The 17,111-nt window shown below is 62.1% G+C and carries 15 protein-coding genes; 5 read left to right on the top strand and 10 right to left on the bottom strand.

Translation table 11 applies throughout. The features are described 5' to 3' along the window. The first annotated feature begins 424 nt into the window (after positions 1-424). The 3 genes from HWE01_RS20450 to HWE01_RS20440 all read left to right on the top strand — a co-directional run bounded on the left by HWE01_RS20450 (position 425) and on the right by HWE01_RS20440 (position 3,132). Positions 425-1,828, top strand: coding sequence for a type VI secretion system Vgr family protein (locus tag HWE01_RS20450; protein WP_241822717.1), 1,404 nt, complete (start codon positions 425-427; stop codon positions 1,826-1,828). Beyond that, positions 1,825-2,427: a hypothetical protein gene (locus HWE01_RS20445; protein WP_241822716.1), complete on the top strand. Its 603-nt coding sequence runs from the start codon at positions 1,825-1,827 to the stop codon at positions 2,425-2,427. The genes HWE01_RS20450 and HWE01_RS20445 overlap by 4 nt, the downstream gene beginning before the upstream one ends. Positions 2,428-2,523: 96 nt before the next feature. Then, positions 2,524-3,132, top strand: coding sequence for a hypothetical protein (locus tag HWE01_RS20440; RefSeq protein ID WP_241822715.1), 609 nt, complete (start codon positions 2,524-2,526; stop codon positions 3,130-3,132). Between the two features lie 108 nt (positions 3,133-3,240). On the opposite strand, the gene HWE01_RS20435 is transcribed toward HWE01_RS20440, so the two are convergent. The 9 genes from HWE01_RS20435 to HWE01_RS20395 form a co-directional block, all read right to left on the bottom strand. Beyond that, entirely contained in the window at positions 3,241-4,017 is a 777-nt protein-coding gene (locus HWE01_RS20435) for a class II aldolase/adducin family protein (RefSeq protein ID WP_175344062.1), read from the bottom strand. 38 nt (positions 4,018-4,055) lie between these two features. Further along, positions 4,056-5,138 (bottom strand): ketopantoate reductase family protein, encoded by a 1,083-nt coding sequence (locus HWE01_RS20430; RefSeq protein WP_241822714.1) that lies wholly within the window; start codon positions 5,136-5,138, stop codon positions 4,056-4,058. Positions 5,139-5,167: 29 nt separating this feature from the next. Further along, complete coding sequence (locus HWE01_RS20425; RefSeq protein ID WP_175344064.1) at positions 5,168-5,917, bottom strand: ABC transporter ATP-binding protein; 750 nt, start codon at positions 5,915-5,917, stop codon at positions 5,168-5,170. After that, a complete protein-coding gene (locus tag HWE01_RS20420; RefSeq protein ID WP_241822713.1) occupies positions 5,907-7,814 on the bottom strand; it encodes a branched-chain amino acid ABC transporter ATP-binding protein/permease in 1,908 nt (635 codons plus the stop codon). Before HWE01_RS20420 ends, HWE01_RS20425 begins: the two co-directional genes overlap by 11 nt. Then, on the bottom strand, positions 7,811-8,845 hold the full coding sequence (locus tag HWE01_RS20415) for a branched-chain amino acid ABC transporter permease (protein ID WP_175344066.1): 1,035 nt from the start codon (positions 8,843-8,845) through the stop codon (positions 7,811-7,813). The genes HWE01_RS20420 and HWE01_RS20415 overlap by 4 nt, the downstream gene beginning before the upstream one ends. Before the next feature lie 132 nt (positions 8,846-8,977). Continuing rightward, a complete protein-coding gene (locus tag HWE01_RS20410) occupies positions 8,978-10,153 on the bottom strand; it encodes an ABC transporter substrate-binding protein (protein ID WP_008326727.1) in 1,176 nt (391 codons plus the stop codon). Positions 10,154-10,247: 94 nt separating this feature from the next. Beyond that, positions 10,248-10,991 carry an SDR family NAD(P)-dependent oxidoreductase gene (locus HWE01_RS20405; RefSeq protein ID WP_241822712.1) on the bottom strand — a complete coding sequence of 248 codons (744 nt, stop codon included), beginning with the start codon at positions 10,989-10,991 and terminating at the stop codon, positions 10,248-10,250. 2 nt (positions 10,992-10,993) lie between these two features. After that, entirely contained in the window at positions 10,994-11,365 is a 372-nt protein-coding gene (locus tag HWE01_RS20400) for a hypothetical protein (RefSeq protein ID WP_008326725.1), read from the bottom strand. 50 nt (positions 11,366-11,415) lie between these two features. Then, a complete protein-coding gene (locus tag HWE01_RS20395; protein WP_008326724.1) occupies positions 11,416-12,576 on the bottom strand; it encodes an acyl-CoA dehydrogenase family protein in 1,161 nt (386 codons plus the stop codon). A 227-nt stretch (positions 12,577-12,803) separates the two neighbouring features. Here HWE01_RS20395 and HWE01_RS20390 point away from each other — a divergent pair, with 227 nt between their 5' ends. Both HWE01_RS20390 and HWE01_RS20385 read left to right on the top strand, forming a co-directional pair. Further along, positions 12,804-14,381, top strand: coding sequence for a PAS domain-containing sensor histidine kinase (locus HWE01_RS20390; RefSeq protein ID WP_008326723.1), 1,578 nt, complete (start codon positions 12,804-12,806; stop codon positions 14,379-14,381). A 338-nt stretch (positions 14,382-14,719) separates the two neighbouring features. After that, positions 14,720-15,778 carry a porin gene (locus tag HWE01_RS20385; RefSeq protein ID WP_241822711.1) on the top strand — a complete coding sequence of 353 codons (1,059 nt, stop codon included), beginning with the start codon at positions 14,720-14,722 and terminating at the stop codon, positions 15,776-15,778. 124 nt (positions 15,779-15,902) lie between these two features. Here the strand turns inward: HWE01_RS20385 and HWE01_RS20380 are convergent, their stop codons facing one another. Next, on the bottom strand, positions 15,903-16,832 hold the full coding sequence (locus tag HWE01_RS20380) for a LysR family transcriptional regulator (protein WP_008326720.1): 930 nt from the start codon (positions 16,830-16,832) through the stop codon (positions 15,903-15,905). Positions 16,833-17,111 lie beyond the last annotated feature (279 nt).

The raw sequence follows: 17,111 nt of genomic DNA, 5'->3' as shown, positions 1-17,111 counted from the left end.
ACGACGCGTCGCGCGCCTTGCCAGCGCCCTTTCTGGACAGAACGCATCTCACGCCTATTTATGAAATGGGTTCTATTCAAAACATATCGTCATTTCATCAAAAGCGACGATCTATCTTGACTGTTACGCACTGAAAGCAGCAATGCTAATCATCAGAAAAATAGAATTTCTTCCATTGAGAAAGCGCTTCGTGCATCGGAGACTGTCGCCTTCGTCGCTCGGGGCCTCTGCTGCATCGATGAGTCCACGGGCATAGGCGGCATCCGGGACATCCTCCTTCAAACCGGGCAGGTGCACTTCGCAAGAAGTCCTGCTTTTTCTCCTGTTTGTTCACTGGCATGTTTCGGAATGCGCAAATTCTCTCTGGAAGTCGCATCGCATGCCCTCCCCCTCGCAGAAAGATTCATCTCGCTCCCAAGCGCGCATGACGCAGCATCGCCGGCTGCTCCAGCTGGACTCGCCGCTCGGGACCGACATCCTGCTGCCACAACGGCTCATCGCCACTGAGCGCCTGAGTCATGGCTACGAGGTCAGCATCGATGTGCTGGCCACGGAGGTCGGCATCGCGTTGGAGCAGTTGATTGCCCAGCCCGTCACCCTATGGATCAGACAACACCAGGGCCACACGCTGCCCCTGCATGGCTACGTGCATAGCGCAAGGCGGCTGGGCAGTGACGGCGACATCGACTTCTGCCAGCTTGCGTTTTCGTCCTGGCTGCATTTCCTGCGCTTTCGCAAGGATGCGCGCATCTGGCAGGACAAGACCACCGAAGACATTCTTGCGGACGTCTTCGACTGCCATCCACAGGCGCGGGGGCAGTATCGCTTTGAACTGGAGCGGCCTTCTCTTTCGCGCTCCTATTGCACCCAGTACGAAACCGACTGGCATTTCGTCCAGCGTCTCATGGAAGAAGAAGGCTGGTTCGCCCATCACGAGCAGCGGGAAGACGGCAGCGGCCACGTTCTGGTCATCACCGACAATACGTGGAGCCTGCCCGGATTGCCGCAGCAAGACCTTGCCTTCCACGGCGCCGGCCCGCGCGACGAGCTCGACAAGATCCTGCATTGGAGCGCGAGCCGCACGCTCGCCTCGACATCCTGGCGGGGCCGCAGCGACGACTACAAATCGCCTCGCATGCAGAAGGAGGCCGAAGAACAGGTGATGCCCGAATACGGCCAGCTGCCCGCGCAGCTGGAGATGTATGAGTACACCGGTGCTTACAGTTTTGCGCAGCAGGCACAAGGCAATCGACAGGCCGACCTGCAAGTGGAGCAGTGGGAATCCTCCATGCAGCGCTACGCTGCCGTCTCGGGTGTACGCAATCTGGCTTGTGGACGCTGGTTCAGGCTGGAGGAGCATCCGCTGCACCGGAAGGAAGCGCAGAGCGAACGCCAGTTCGTCATCCTCGCCATCGACTGGTTCATCGAGAACAACCTTCCCCTGTCGCATCAGGCGCTGGACTTTCCGGGCAGCCTGAGTCCTGCACTGAAGACGTTCAAGCAGTCCATCGGGCGCGAACGGGACATCGGCGAAGAGGGCAATGAGCACACCGGCCATTGCTTCAATCGCGTCGAGGTACAACGCCGCAGGCTGCCGTTTCGCCCTGCGCGTACTCATCAGAAGCCGCTCATGTTGCCGCAGACCGCCATCGTCGTCGGGCCTGCCGGAGAAGAGGTCCATACCGATCAGCTCGATCGCATCAAGCTCCAGTTCCGCTGGGACCGCATCAATCCCGGCAACGAGGCGGCGTCGTGCTGGGTGCGGGTGGACGAACGCTTGAAGGAGACTCTCTGGGCACAGAACATACTATTGGATGACAAAAAATGATCAGAATTCGAATTCAGTTCTTCACCCTCTTCGCAGTTCTTGCTCCGTTCGCTTCGGCAACCGAAATTTCCACGAAGGAGTTAGCCACACTATCGCAAGACCTTCATATTCCTGCCGCATGGCGCATTCAAAAAAATATGAAACCGCTAGGAAAAGACTTTCCTAAAACATACTGCACTGTCTTTTATTCACGCAAGACAAATCAATGGCTCGGAGAACTCTGCATTTCTTCAAATAAGAATTTCATCAGGACGATGGGGATCCGGGACGAAGTACCTGAAGAGGAGGACTGGGCCGATCGTAGCAAATATGAGGTCGGCTACTGGAGCGTCACGCCACTTTTCATCTACCCAATGACGCCATTTATTTTGAAACCTATAAAGAACTACGCCGCCGAACCGGACTGCTATATGGAAGACGGTCCGGTGTATCGCGCTACCAGCATGTGCCACACCGCACTGTATGAGTTGCGCACCGGCGTCTTCATTTATAGCGTCTTTCACTTCTTTGACAACGTGAAGCGCAAACAGAAGACCCAACTCAGGGACATCAGGAATTTATGGATTGAGGTGGGAAAAAAGATCGACAAAAAAAGATAAACCCTAGATGGGGAGGTCGACAGAAAAAAACCTCTGCGCTAGAAAAAAATTCCTAACTCCGGCGCAAAGACCAACACCGACATCGGAAAAACTTATATGCAAGCGATCAGAATATTACTCTTTGCCTTTCTACCGATATTTGCAGACCCTGCTTTTTCGCAAGTCCTTTCCAGAAATGAGGCAATCGCGCTTACCCGGGATTTACGCTTTCCCAAAGCGTGGCACATGTCCAAAAACATGAAACCAGTTAGCAAAGACTATCCAGATAGCTACTGCACCGTCTTCCACTCTACAAAAACGAAGAAGTGGCTAGGCGAACTATGTATCTCGTCTAACAAGGACTATATTTGGGCGATGGGTTTCGCCGAGACAGTCCCCGACGAAGAACGTTGGGGCGATCGGGATGAGCAGCAGATCGGCTATTACACATTTACCCCCCTCTTCACTTATCCAATGACACCCCTAATGGCCGATCCGATAAAAATTTACGCTGCCGAGTCAGACTGTTATCTCGACGACGGCCCGGTGTATCGAGCTACCAGCATGTGCCATACGGCGCTTTATGAGCTGCGTCCCGGCGTCTTCATCTTCAGCGCCTTTGACTTCTTCGACAACGTCAAGCGCAAGCAAAAAGCGCAGCTATCAGACATCAAAGACCTATGGATTCAAGTAGGAAACAGGATCAAAAAAGAATCAAGGTACTGAAACACTGCAATACCCCACTGTTTTCTCCGACTGGCCCGTCGCTAGGCTCCGGGCCATATTGGGCGGCACCCGCTCCCCCCGGACCAGTCCCATTAATCTCTCGCAAGATCAACCCACCTGATAAACCCCCTTCAACATCTTGCGCACAATCGCCTCAAAGAAAATCACCGCAAACCCGTCATTGCGAATGAGCTGCTGCGTCAGGTCCGCGCATTTCTGCCTTACCTCATCCGGCAACAGCTGATCCTCACCCGCCATCGACCGTCCCGCCACCTGGATCTCGGCCGCCCGCTGCACCGTCCACAACAGGAAGAAGGCGCGCTGGATATCGCTCTCGCACACCGCCACCCCGTGATTGCGCAAGACCAGGATGTGCTTGTCCCCGAGGCTCTGCAGCATGCGCTCCTTCTCCTCCGCAAACAGCGTAATGCCCTCGAACTCGTGATACCCGATGCGCCCGAACAGTTGCGCGCCGTAGAAATCATTGTGCTCGAAGCCGCTCTTCTTCATCGTCACCGCCGAGATCGGCGTGGTATGCGTATGGATCACGCAGCGCAAGTCATCGCGCGCACCATGGATGGCACTGTGCAGCGCAAACCCCGCCGGATTGGCCTTGTAGTCCGAGGGTTCGGCCAGTTGCCCATCCAGCCCTACCTTGAGCAGATTGGCCGGCGTCACTTCGTTGTAGTTCAGCGCAAAGGGATTGACCAGGTAATGATGCTCCGGCCCCGGCACACGCACCGAGATATGGTTGAAGATCATCTCCGTCCAGCCCAGGTAATCCACCAGCCGGTAACAGTGCGCCAGCTGGATGCGCAGCGCCCATTCCTCGTCGCTGCAGTGGGATGGCTTATCTGCGCCATAGCTGAATTGCATGATATTCATCGATTTGACTCCTGAATCCGTAAATGAGGTGATCGCGCTCAGGCGGCCCGTGCCGCCGGCTGCGGTTGTTGTGTCTGCTGCGCTCTCTGTTGTCCTGTCTGCTCTTTCTGCTGCTGCGCCGCCTCGCCGCGAAAACGCGCCAGCGACACGATGGCGCGCGTGATCGGCATCGGGATGCCATAACGCTCGGCCATCTCCAGCACCGCATCGCCAATGGCCGCCAGTTCCAATGGCCGGCCCCGTTCCAGATCCTGCAGCATCGAGGTACGGAACGCCCCCATGGCCTCGCCCAGTTGCACGAAGGTGAGCGGATCGATATCCACCCGTGCACCATGGCTGGAGGCCACCAGCAGGGTCTCGCGCATGATCTGGCTGACTACCTCGCGCAATTCCGGCAAGCCGTACAGTTGCTGCAAGGTGCCTTGCGTGATGACCGATAAAGGATTGGTGCTGATGTTGGCGATGATCTTGGTCCACAGCTTGTCGCGGATGCGATCCGTAGCGCGGGCTTCGATCCCGGCGGCCTCCACCGCCGCACGCACGCGCATGAGCCGCTCGCTCATCTCGCCGGAAGGCTCGCCCAGCACCATCAGGTGCGGATTGACACAACGGATCACGCCCGGGCTCTCGACCTCGGCCGTGATGAAGAGCACGCTGCCAATCAAGCGGTCCAGCGCAACGGCACGCGCAAGAGCCCCGTCGGGATCAACCGCCTTGACGGTCTCGCCCTCGAAGCGCCCGCCCTCGCGATGGAAATACCACCACGGCACGCCATTGCTGGTCGGGATCACTACCGTTTCTTCGCCCACCATGGACGCGATCCGGGGCAGCAAGGCTGACATGTCCTGACTCTTGGCACACAGGAAAATCACGTCCTGCCGGCCAAACTCCGGGACGTCACTGGCAACCGGACGGGCGTGCGTGGTGCCGTGCAGGTCATGCAGGCTCAGGCCACGCTCGCGGATGGCCTGCAGCGTCTGGCCGCGCGCCAAGACGCTGACCTGATGACCGGCTGCCGACAGGCGCACGGCCAGGGTGCCGCCGATGGCGCCGGCACCGGCGACGCAGATGCGCAAGGGCGCAACAGGTGATGCAGCAGAGGGGAAAGTTGCATTGCTCATGGCAATCACTCAATCAATCAGGAAGATGTTCAACCAGCCAGCTTGTCCTGATGCTTGCCGGACAAGCCCAGGTAAGCCTCGATCACGCGACGGTCGTTGGCCAGCTGGCTGGCCGGTCCGTGCATGCGGATCTCGCCGTTTTCCAGCACATAGCCGTAATCGGCCACCTGCAGCGCAGCCCGTGCGTTCTGTTCCACCAGCAGGATGGAAACGCCCCGCCGGCGCAGCTCGGCGATGATGCGGAAGATCTCGCGCACGATCAGCGGCGCCAGACCCAGGCTCGGTTCATCCAGCATCAACAGGCGCGGCTTGGCCATCAGTGCACGGCCCACCGCCAGCATCTGGCGCTCACCGCCGGAGAGAGTGCCGGCCTGCTGGCTACGGCGCTCGCGCAGGCGCGGAAAGAGCGAATAGACTTCTTCCAGCGTGGCCGCGTGATCGCGCTGGCCGGTGCGGTAACGCTGGAAAGCGCCCAGCATCAGGTTGTCCTCGATGTTCATCTCCGCGAACAGCTCACGCTTCTCCGGCACCAGGGTCATGCCGGCAGCCACCATCTCTTCCACTTCCGGCGAATGGCGGATGGTCCCGTCAAAGGCCATCGCGCCGCGCGAGGGGAGCACCCCCATGATGGCCGAGAGCAGCGTGGTCTTGCCCGCGCCATTGGGGCCGATCACGGTGACGATCTTGCCCTGCTCCACCGACAGGTCGATCCCGGTCAGTACCTGCACCCGGCCATAGGCGGCCGACAGATCGCGCACTTCCAATACCTTATTGCCCATGATGTGCTCCTGCTGCAATGGCCTGGCCCATGGCCGTGTCGGCGGGCGCAGCCTGTTCCTCGTCGGCCACGCCCAGATAGGCTTCCAGCACGGCGCGGTTGTTCTGGATCTCTTCCGGCAGGCCCTCGGCGATCTTCTGGCCGAAGTCCATCACCACGATGCGGTCCACCAGTTCCATGACGAAATCCATGTCGTGCTCCACCAGCAGGATGGCCATACCCTCGCCGCGCAGCTTGCGCAGCAGCTCGCCCAGCGCCTGCTTCTCTCCCAGGCGCAGGCCGGCAGCGGGCTCATCGAGCAGCAGCAGGCAGGGATCGGCGGCCAGGGCACGGGCGATTTCCAGGATGCGCTGCTGACCCAGCGAGAGCGCACCCGCCTGTTCGAACATCTGCGCCTTCAGGCCGACCCGCTCGATCTGGCGGGCGGCTTCGGCCAGGATGCGGGCTTCTTCCTGGCGATCCAGGCGCAGCATGGAGGCAAGCACCCCACGCTGGCCGCGCAGGTAGGCACCGATGGCAACGTTCTCCAGCACCGTCATGCGCGGCATCAGGCGCACGTGCTGGAAACTGCGGCTCATGCCCAGCCCGGCGATATGACGCGAACCGCGACCGGTGACCTCATGGCCACGGAACTGCACGCTGCCCGAGGTCGGTGTATCGACACCGGAAATCTGGTTGAAGAGCGTGGACTTGCCCGCGCCATTGGGGCCGATCAGGGCCAGCACTTCACCGGCCATTACCTTCAGGCTCATGTTGTTGTTGGCCACCAGGCCGCCGAACTTGCGGGTCACCTCCCGCACATCCAGCACCACCTCCTGCGGTGCAGGCATGGGGCGGCGCGGCAGCGCTTCGGCTTGCGGATCGATCTCCAGCCGCCGGCTGCGCACCGGCACCAGCCGCGCCAGATAAGGCCAAAGGCCATCGCGCGAACGCTGCAGCAGCACCACGATCAAGAGCCCGAAGACGATGGTCTCGAAGTTGCCCGAGCGCCCCAGCACCACCGGCAGGATGCCCTGCAGCCACTCCTTGAGTACCACGATGAGGGTGGAACCCAGCACCGCACCCCAGACATGGCTGGCCCCGCCCAGCACCGCCATGAAGAGGTAGTCGATGCCAAAGCCCAGGCCGAAGGGAGACGGATTGACGAAGCGCTGCATGTGCACGTACAGCCAGCCCGAGAGCGCCGCCAGCACGGCCGCGATGACGAATACCACGATACGCATGCGCGCCGTATCGATGCCCATGGCCTCGGCCATCACGATGCCACCCTTGAGCGCGCGGATGGCACGGCCCTCGCGCGAATCCAGCAGATTGCTCAAGGCCGCCACGCCCGACAGCACGGCCACCCAGATAAGACCGAACATGGCGCGGTCGGAACTGAGCACGATGCCGAAGAAGCTGATGGAGGGAATGCCGGACATGCCGGTCTGGCCGCCCATGCTCTCCAGCGTACCGAAGATGAAATACAGGCTGATGCCCCACGCAATGGTGCCCAGCGGCAGGTAGTGGCCGGAGAGCTTGAGCGTGACGCTGCCCACGGCATAGGCCAGCAAGGCGGTGAGCACCAGTGCCACCACCAGGGCCACCCAAGGCGACTGCATCCACAACAGGGCCGCGGGCAGCGGCAGGATCTTGGCCGACAGTGCCGCCGAGAAGTAGGCACCGAGACCGACGAAAGCCGCCTGCCCGAAGCTGGTCAGGCCGGCCACACCGGTCAGCAGCACCAGTCCCAGCACCACCAGCGAGGCCAGGCCGATGTTGTTCAACAAGGTCATGGTGAACGGCGGCAGCACGAACGGGGCGGCCGCCAGCAGGACCACGAACAAGCCCAACGCCACGCGCGAGGACAAGCGTGCCTGCGAACGTTTGGAAGAAGAGGCGGAAGCAGCGGGTTTCATTCTTCTTCCTCCACGTGACGGGTCGACAGAGAACGCCATAGCAGGATGGGGATGATCAGCACGAAGACGATGATTTCCTTGTAGGCACTGGCCCAGAAGGTGGAGAAGGATTCGATCAGACCGATGGCCAGCGCACCGAGGGCTGCCACCGGATAGCTGACCAGCCCGCCGATGATGGACCCGACGAAGCCCTTGAGGCTGATCAGGAAGCCCGAGTCATAGTAGATCGTGGTGATGGGGGCAATCAGCACACCGGACATTACGCCAATGAGCGAGGCCAGCAGGAACATGGCCTTGCCCGCGAACACCGGGGAAATACCCATGAGGCGCGCGCCCATCCGGTTCAGCGCTGCGGCGCGCAGGGCCTTGCCATAGAGCGTGCGCTCGAACATGAGGAACAGCCCGACGATCAACAGCAGCGATACGCAGATCACCCACAGCGCCTGGCTGGACAAGCGCAGGCTGCCTACTTCCAGACTGGCGTCGGTGAAGGGAGCAGTGCGTGCGCCTTCGGGGCCGAACACCAGCAGCGCCACCCCGACCAGGGCCACATGCACGGCAATGGAGACGATCAGCAGCACCAGCGGCGAGGCTGAGGCGATGGGCTGGAAGGCCATGCGGTACATGAGCGGCCCCATCGGCACCAGCAGCAGCAGGGTCATGACGATCTGCGCCAGCATGGGCAGGGTGGAGAAGTTGACATTGAGGGCGACACCCGCCACGACCAGGGCATAGACCAGCTTGGCCGGCAGCCACAGACCGGGCCGACGGCGGCTGGTGCGCCACATGTCGTAGAGATCGAAGGCGCAGGCGCCCAGGCACATGGCCACCAGCAGCCAGGCCACGGTCAGCGGCTGGCCGTTCTGCATCATGCCCATGGTCAGCGCGCCGAAGGAGACAAACTCTCCCTGCGGGATCAGCAGAATACGGGTGACGGTGAAGACCAGGACAATGGACAGCGCCAGGAGCGCATAGATGGCGCCGTTGGTGATGCCGTCCTGTCCCAGCAGCGCCACGATTTGGAGATTCATTGCGACTTCCTTGTGGAGCCGGCGCGCGCTGCCATCCAGCGGAGACGACGCGCCAGGTTCGGGATGCGTGTGGAGGTGAAACGCTCCGGCGGTCCGGCGTGGAGGCCGGGGCCGACGGAGCAGGCAAGGTCCTTATGGCTTGAGCAGGGTCCAGTTGCCACCCTTGACGGTGATCAGTTCGCGTCCGCGCTCATCGAACCCGCTGTGGTCGGCCGGGCTCATGTTGTAGACGCCCTGGGTGCCTACCACTTCCCTGGTATTCTCCAGTGCATCACGCAGGGCGGCCCGGAATTCCCTGCTGCCCGGCTTGGCCTTTTTGGCGGCGACGGGAATGGCCTTCTCCAGCAGCAGGCCGGCGTCATACACGTTGGCGCCGAAGGTGGCGGGCACGGCGTTGTACATCTTCTTGTAGGCGTCGATGTAGTCGGTGGCGACCTTCTTGGAGGGATTGCTGTCCGGGATCTCCGGCAGCACCAGCATCAGGCTGGCCGCCAGGATGGTGCCCTCGACCTTGTTCTTGCCCAGTTGCAGGAAGGCCGGCAAGGCAGCGCCGTGGGTCTGGTACATCTTGCCCTTGTAGCCCTGGTCATACAGCGTGGTCTGCGGCAGGACCGTGGCGGCACCCGGTGCGGCCACCAGCACCGCATCGGGGTTGGCCGCGAGGATCTTCAGGGTCTGCGCGGTCACCGAGGTATCGGTGCGCTGATAGCGCTCGTTGGCGACGATCTTGATGTTGTTCTTGGCGGCCAGCTCACTGAAGACCTTGGCCCAGTTCTCACCGAAGGGATCGTTGATGGTGATGAAACCCACCGTCCTGATCTTGCTCTTGACCATCTGCGCCACCAGCGCGCTGGCAATCAGATCATCGTTCTGGGTGGTCTTGAAGACCCACTTCTTCTGCTCCGTCATCGGCAGGACCACGGCGGCGGTACCGACCGGGGCCAGCAGGGGTACGCCCGCCTCGGCGACAAAGGAGATCACGCCCATGGCATTGGGCGAACCGCTGGGGCCGATGATGGCATCGACGTTGTATTCGGAGATCAGCTTCTTGACTTCGGTGACCGACTTGGTCGGATCGCTGGCATCGTCCAGCGAGATGTATTCGATCTTGAGATCACCGGCCTTGGTCGGCAGCAGCGGCACGGTATTCTTTTGCGGAATACCCACCAGCGAAACCGGCCCGGTCGAGGAGGTCACGACCCCGATCCTGACCTGGGCAAAGGCAGCATTGCCGGCGACGCTGGCGAGGGTTCCGGCAGCGGCCAGGACGGCAGTGGCGGCGGTGGCAATCAGACGTTTGTGCAGCATGTGTTTCTCCCTTGTTGGTTGAGATGATGGCGGGCTTTCCCACTACGCCACCGATCTGGGACAGCAATCTGACATCGGCGCAGGGCCGCTCCGCTCAACGCATGTAGAGCCCGCCATTGATGTCGAGGCAGGCACCGGTGGCCGAGCCCGCCTCGGGCGACGCCAGCAGCAGGACCGCGTCGGCGATGAAGTCGGGTTCACCCAGCGTCTTGACCGGAATGGTGGCGATGGTGGCGGCCAGCTTGTCGGCCGGGACGATCTCGCGCACGATGGGCAAATCCAGCGGACCCGGCGAGATGGCGTTGACGGTCACCCCCGCCCCCGCCAGTTCCCGTGCAAAGACCTTGGTCAGCGTCAGCACCGCTCCCTTGGCCGCGGCATAGTGCGCACCGGTGGCGGTACCGCCGTTCTGTCCGGCCAGCGAGGCGATGTTGATGATGCGTCCGTAGCCGCGATCGGCAAAGCGTTTGCCGAACACCTGGCACGCAAGAAACGTGCCTTTCATGTTGATGGCCGTGACCTCGTCCCACTCCTCGGGAGTGATCTCCATGAGTGGTGCCACGCGCGAGCGGCCGGCATTGTTGACCAGCACCGCCGCCCCGCCCCAGCGCAGTTCGATGGCATCGCAGGCGGCGATGAAGTCGGGCTTGCGGCGCACATCCAGCGCCAGCGGCATGGCGGTGGCGCCACTCACGTCGAGACTGGCGGCCACTGCCGAGACCTGCTCCAGGTCGATGTCGGCCAGCGCCACCTTGTAGCCGGCCGCGTGCATCTTGCGCGCGATGCTTTCACCGAGGCCGCGTGCGGCGCCGGTGACCAGGGCAATCTTCTTGTCCATGATCAGCCGCCCTGAATGATCAGGGCACGACCCACGCGGGCTTCGATCTTGCCGTACTTCCACAGACGGTGTTCACCGACCATGGTGGTGCGGAACAGGTTGCAGGCAGCCACCACCGTATCGAGGTCGACCACGTCGGCCATGATGTAGAAAGTCCAGGGAGCGTCGTCGGACTTGCCCACCATCAGGCGATCGTCATCCATGGTGCCCAGCACCTTGATGCCGTCCATGGTGGCCAGGGCGGTCATCATCTGGCCATAGGCCTGCCACACCGGACCGGTCTCGGTGGCGGGCAGGTCGAAGAAGTTTTGCGTCACGCCGACACAGAAGAGGACGCGCAGCGGTTCTTTGTCATTGTCTGGAATTTGGCTCATGGAGGCTCCGGGCTGAAAACGTGAGAATAAAAATGCGAGAAGGCAGCGGCTTACAGGAAGCCCGGCATCGGCGGCACGCCCAGCGTGACCGCACCGGCACCGTCATAGATGCCCTCGCCCAGAAAGGCGTGCTGCTTGACCACGGCGGCATCGCGCAGGTAGCGCTGCAGCGGGTGGTTGCTGTAGATGGCAGTGGTGCCGGCCAGGCCGAACATGGCCTGCGTGACTTCATTGCCGACCTTGGCAATTTCCACGGCGGTCAGGCGCAGCAGGCTGACCTGCTCGGGCGTGACGGGGTTGCCTGCGAGGATGCAATTCCAGACTTCGCTGGTGGCGTCATAGAGGAAGGCGCGCGCCGAACGCAATTTCGCTTCGGCCTTGGCGACCTCGATGCGCACATAGGAACGGTCGGCCAGCTTGGGCGCACCGGTGATGGCCACACGACCGCCGGACATCTGGTTGATCTCGTCGATGGCGGCGCGTCCCACGCCCAGGTTCACCACGGCCAGCACCTGGGCGGCATAGGCGATGGTCGGATAACGGTACAGCGGTTCATCGATGGTGGCAGCACCGCCACGGATGAAGGTCCACTCATCTGCAACGAATTGCTGGCTGACCTTGAGGTCATGGCTGCCGGTGCCGACCAGTCCCATCACGTCCCAGTTGTCGATGATCTCGACCTGCTCCGGCGGCAGCACGGCGGTGCGCGGCTTGGAGCCGGCCTGGCCGGGCATGGCCGCTCCGATCCCCACGCCCAGGACATCGGCGCCCTTGCAGCCGCTGCCGAATTTCCAGGTGCCATTGACCATCCAGCCGCCGTCGACCTGGGTCGCTGGCTGCAGCGGGAACAGGCCACCGGCGAAGGTCAGGTCCGGACCGTTGGCGTAGAGCCTGGCCTGCGTTTGCTTGGGCAAGGCGGCCAGGTAGACCGAGGCCGAACCGAAACTGGCGACCCAACCCACCGACGCATCGGCCACCGAGATCCGTTCGATCAGCTGCAGGAAATCCATGGGCGACATGCCGCTGCCGCCAAAGCACTGCGGGGTGGCGGCGCGATAGACCCCGACCTTCTTCAACTGCGCGATGAAATCCCTGGGTACGAAGCGCTGCGCGGCGAATTCGTCGCGGCGTGCGCGGATCTCGGCCAGCAGCGGGACCAGGGCATCTTCTTCACGGACCGCCAGCGCGGCCGGGTTTTCCATCACGGACATTGCATTCTCCAGGTGGCTTGCATCAGAATGAAGTCGAGTGTAGGGAGCGGCCCCTCCCGGTTCAATCGGGAGCGCTGCAGTTTTTTTTAGGGGAATAGGTGAAGTCTTCTAAAGAAAACCCCTAGACCTGTTCCCGAACTGCGAAGCCGGTGTGCCCTTGTTTGCGTGAACCCATCCATGGAGCAAACACCCTCCGGCAGATCATGAAGCGATGACCGAGAGAAGCGATGTCCGAACAATCCGCCGCCCCACCTTCCCCTGCTCTGCCCGAGGACACCATCCGCTTCGGGCTCGACGATTTCCGCCGCATGATGGAGGCGCTGCCCATGTGCATCATCCTGCATGACGCCCGCACCAAGTCCATCCTCTGGGCCAATCCCTCGGCCTGCCAGGTGCTGGGATTCACGCTGGAAGAACTGCTGCCCCTGAAGGCCCCGGACATGAGCCGGCAGTCGCACGAATACCGCCGCGAGATCGGCCGCAAGTGGCTGCACGATGCCGTGCTCCATGGCAGCAACATGGTTGAGTGGTGCTACCGCGCCAAGAACGGTGACGAGATCCTGTCGGAAGCCATTGCCACGCTGGTGCCGCTGACCGAGCGCGACGTCATCATGGTGCAGTTCCGCGATATTGCGCGCGAGGAACAGATACGGCGCGAGATGAAGAAGCTCGAGAGTCGCCTCAAGGAATTCATGCAGGACTCCGACGAGGGCGTGACGGTCCTGCGTTCCGACGGCGGCATCGAATACCTGAGCGACGCCGGGCGCAAGCTGCTGGGGGTGCGGCCGGGCCAGAATCCGCCCAAGAACTTCGTCGAGCAATGCCTGCCGGAGTCGCGCGAGGAATTGCTGGAGCTGCTCACGCTGTCGCTGCCGGACGCGATCAGCTTCCCGCTGCGCTACCAGATCCTGCGCAAGGATGGGCTGGTGCGCTGGCATCATGCGGTGTGCCGCTACATCGAGATCGAGAACGACCTCAAGGGCCACCTGCTGCACTTCCATGACATCACGGACCAGGTTGAGGCCGAGGAGGCGCGACGCCGCGACCAGGCCGCGCTGGAATACCTGGCGCGTCACAATGCCATGGGCGAGATGGCGACGGCCATCGCGCATGAGCTGTCGCAGCCGCTGGCGGCGATCCGCAACTTCCTCGAAGGCTCGGTCCTGCGCATCCGCCACAGCCAGGCTCTGGGCGAACAGGCCGGGCAGATCGTATGGGGACTGGAAAGCGCCAGCCGCCAGGTTGACCACGCGGCCACCATCATCAAGAGCGTGCGCGAATACGTGGTTCGACTGGAGCAGAGCGAGGGGCTCATCGACCTCAACGCGGTCCTCGAGGAGGTGCGCTGGTTCATCGAAATGAAGGCCGCTGAAAGCAAGGTACACCTGCACATCGAAACGCAGACGCAGCCCTTGATGGTGAGTTGCGAGAAGGTACTGATCGGCCAGGTGATCTTGAATCTCGCCTTCAATGCCATCGAGGAGATGACGGCATTCCCCGAGGGTGCGCGCCATGTACGCATCGGTACTGCCCGTAGCGGCGGCAATGCCCTGCTGACCGTGGCCGACGAAGGACGCGGTATCGATGCCGGTCATCGCGAGCGGCTCTTCGATGGCTTCTTCTCTTCCAAGGTCAGCGGCAACGGCATCGGCCTGGCACTGTGCAAGAACATCATTGCCCGCCATCGCGGCGACATCTGGGCACAACCCGGAGAGGTGCAGGGTGCAGCAGCGCACGTGCAAGAGGACAAGCCACGCGGCACTCGCTTCTGCTTCACGCTGCCGTTGGTCCAACGCCACACCTAAAGATAGCTTTAGGGTCCACAAGCGACGCGCCGGCTTGGTGATTGTGCGCACTTGCATGGTGAGGTTCTGCACGATTGTCCCGCCTGAAGGCCGATTCATGCACCGGATTCGAGAGTCGATGCCACATCGGCCGCGTACATGAATGACGCTTATTCCCGCTATCGGCTGCATCAATTTGATCTGACGCAAATGCGCTTCCTATGATGGGCACACATGACGACTTGTCATGCACGCCACGCAGACCTCCACCGCACCAGGCTGCGTTCGCCGCTGCGCACCGGACTCACCCGGCACGCTGCGCGACCATCACACTGCAACACCACAGGGAGCCTTGTCACATGAAGAAGAAACTACTGGCCGCCGCCTTGCTCGCGGCCGGCACGGGGATGGCACATGCACAGAGCAGCGTCTCCATCTATGGCCTGATCGATCTGGGCCTGACCTACTACTCCAACGCCACCAAGTCCGGCGGCGGCAGCGCTTCGCTGCTGCGCATGGATAGCGGCATCGCCCAGGGCAGCCGCATCGGCTTCAAGGGCACAGAAGATCTGGGCGGGGGGCTCAACGCCTTCTTCACGCTGGAGACCGGCTTCGGTGCCGATGACGGCAGTCTCGGCCAGGGTGGCCTGCTGTTCGGCCGCCAGTCCTTCGTCGGCCTGGGCAGCAAGCAATGGGGATCGATCAGCGTGGGCCGCCAGTATGACTTCATGGCCAATATCGGTGGTCAGTACGCAATGGGCGCCTTGTCGCCGGCCGGCTCCCTGGGCTGGGGCCTGCATGCCGATGCCGCCCACGGCACGGCCTTGAACAACCACATCTATGGCGGCGACCGCACCAACAACTCGATCAAGTACAACAGCGCCAAGTTCGGTGGCCTGAGCTTCGGTGCCATGGTCGGCCTGGGCGAAACGGCGGGCAACAACAATGCGGGCCGCACCGTCAGCGCCGTGGGCCAGTACGACAGCGGCGCCTTCAGCGGTGCACTGGCCTACACCGACGTCAAGGACAGCACCGGCAGCTTCTCCACGCGCATCTACGGCGGCGGCGCGCGCTACCGGATCGGTGCCTTCACACCCTTCGGCGTCATCACTCAGGTCAAGAACACCAACACCAGTGCCAAGGCCACCACCTATGAACTGGGCACGGTCTATGCGTTGACGCCGCTGTGGGATCTGGCAGCGGCCTACCAGTTCCAGAAGCGCAACCAGGCCGTGGGCAATGCCCAGGCGCTGGTGGCGACGGTGGACTACAAGATCTCCAGGCGCACCGACCTGTACCTGAGCGCCGTGTATGACCGCGACAAGGGCTACAACGCCTATCCGGTCTTCGGTGGCGGCATCCAGTCATCGACCGGCAACCAGAGCGCAGTGCGCCTGGGCATCCGTCATCGCTTCTGAAACGAGCGACGACGGACGACGACGGACGACTTGAGGAGGGAAGACCGCGGCCGACATCCGGCGGTCTTCCCGCAGGAGAACGGCCCGCCGTACTGGCGGGCCTTCTGCCTTGCACGGGAGGCGATCAGCTGCTGCGACCGTAGCTCTGCAGCATGTCGATGACGATCTGGCGCAACCAGCTGTTGCCGGCATCGGCATCGAAGGCCGGGTGCCAGTGCAGGGTGATGTCCACCGCCGGCAGTTTGACCGGCAGTTCGTAGGAGAGGAATACATCCGGGTGTTCGCTGTGAAAGAGCCTGGCGATACGCGCCGGGACGGTCGCCACCAGATCGGACTTGCCGAGGATGCGCGGCAGCACCGTGAAGTGCGGGATCGACAGGCTGATCTTGCGCTGCACCCCGAGATTGCGGAAGGAGTTCTCGACCTGGTGATGACTGCTCTCGGCGGACTCCACCAGCACGTGCGAGAGCGACAGGAATTCGTCCAGCTGCAACTGTTCCCGCGCAGGCAGCGCAGGCCGCTTGCGCATCATGCAGACATAGGTTTCGCGGAACAGCAGTTCGTGGCAGGTCACCGCCTTCAGGGCCGGCAGGTTGCCGAAGGCGAAATCGAGCTGTCCCGTGCGCAGGGCTTCTTCCAGATGCGCCGGCGACACCTGCTCCACCTGCAGTCGCGTGTGCGGTGCCTGCGCCGTCAGCAGTTCGCACAGCTGCGGCAGGAACATCATTTCGGCCACGTCGGTCATCGAGGCGCGAAAGACGCGCGTACTGGCGGCCGGATCGAAGCGCTCGGTATAGCGCAACGCATCCTGCACCGCCTGCAGCGCGCGATTGATGGGCTTGGACAGTTCCAGCGCGGCGGGGGTGGGCTGCATGCCCTCCTTGGTGCGGATGAAGAGCGGGTCATCGAAGATCTGGCGCAGCCGTCCCAGGGCGTAGCTCACCGCTGGCTGTGACAGGTGCAGGCGATTGCCGGCCAGGGTCAGGCTGCGTTCATCGGCGATGGCCTGGAAGACCCGCAGCAGGTTCAGGTCCATGTTGTTGAAGGTCGCCATAGCAGTCTCCGGAAGGGGTCGCGCAGGGCCTGGGGCCGATCAGCGATATCAAGGAAAAGCGGTCATCACTATCCATGCCGCTTATGTGAAAAATATTTTACATCAATTTGATCTATTTTAAGGCGACTTTTAGAATGCTTCATATCAGCCAAGGAACCCGCCTGCATCCCGCTTCCCGCGTGGATTGCCAGCCTGTACGCCCCCATTTGAACGGCAGCGCCATGAACCCTCAGCCCATGTCTTCCTCTCCCCGGCAGACGACAGTGTCAGCCCCTGTTT

The sequence above is a fragment of the Herbaspirillum sp. C7C8 genome (genome assembly GCF_022627875.1).
Classification (GTDB): domain Bacteria; phylum Pseudomonadota; class Gammaproteobacteria; order Burkholderiales; family Burkholderiaceae_D; genus Herbaspirillum.
Note: the sequence above shows the minus strand (reverse complement) of the source record. Positions and strands in the feature narration are given on the sequence as shown.

Excerpts from the sequence above, each read along its gene's own strand:
- HWE01_RS20440 (WP_241822715.1), top strand. The coding sequence starts at position 2,524 with ATGCAAGCGATCAGAATATTACTCTTTGCCTTTCTACCGATATTTGCA.
- HWE01_RS20400 (WP_008326725.1), bottom strand. The coding sequence starts at position 11,365 with ATGAGCCAAATTCCAGACAATGACAAAGAACCGCTGCGCGTCCTCTTC.
- HWE01_RS20435 (WP_175344062.1), bottom strand. The coding sequence starts at position 4,017 with ATGAATATCATGCAATTCAGCTATGGCGCAGATAAGCCATCCCACTGC.
- HWE01_RS20410 (WP_008326727.1), bottom strand. The coding sequence starts at position 10,153 with ATGCTGCACAAACGTCTGATTGCCACCGCCGCCACTGCCGTCCTGGCC.
- HWE01_RS20450 (WP_241822717.1), top strand. The coding sequence starts at position 425 with ATGACGCAGCATCGCCGGCTGCTCCAGCTGGACTCGCCGCTCGGGACC.
- HWE01_RS20390 (WP_008326723.1), top strand. The coding sequence starts at position 12,804 with ATGTCCGAACAATCCGCCGCCCCACCTTCCCCTGCTCTGCCCGAGGAC.
- HWE01_RS20425 (WP_175344064.1), bottom strand. The coding sequence starts at position 5,917 with ATGGGCAATAAGGTATTGGAAGTGCGCGATCTGTCGGCCGCCTATGGC.
- HWE01_RS20405 (WP_241822712.1), bottom strand. The coding sequence starts at position 10,991 with ATGGACAAGAAGATTGCCCTGGTCACCGGCGCCGCACGCGGCCTCGGT.
- HWE01_RS20445 (WP_241822716.1), top strand. The coding sequence starts at position 1,825 with ATGATCAGAATTCGAATTCAGTTCTTCACCCTCTTCGCAGTTCTTGCT.
- HWE01_RS20430 (WP_241822714.1), bottom strand. The coding sequence starts at position 5,138 with ATGAGCAATGCAACTTTCCCCTCTGCTGCATCACCTGTTGCGCCCTTG.
- HWE01_RS20385 (WP_241822711.1), top strand. The coding sequence starts at position 14,720 with ATGAAGAAGAAACTACTGGCCGCCGCCTTGCTCGCGGCCGGCACGGGG.
- HWE01_RS20420 (WP_241822713.1), bottom strand. The coding sequence starts at position 7,814 with ATGAAACCCGCTGCTTCCGCCTCTTCTTCCAAACGTTCGCAGGCACGC.
- HWE01_RS20395 (WP_008326724.1), bottom strand. The coding sequence starts at position 12,576 with ATGTCCGTGATGGAAAACCCGGCCGCGCTGGCGGTCCGTGAAGAAGAT.
- HWE01_RS20415 (WP_175344066.1), bottom strand. The coding sequence starts at position 8,845 with ATGAATCTCCAAATCGTGGCGCTGCTGGGACAGGACGGCATCACCAAC.
- HWE01_RS20380 (WP_008326720.1), bottom strand. The coding sequence starts at position 16,832 with ATGGCGACCTTCAACAACATGGACCTGAACCTGCTGCGGGTCTTCCAG.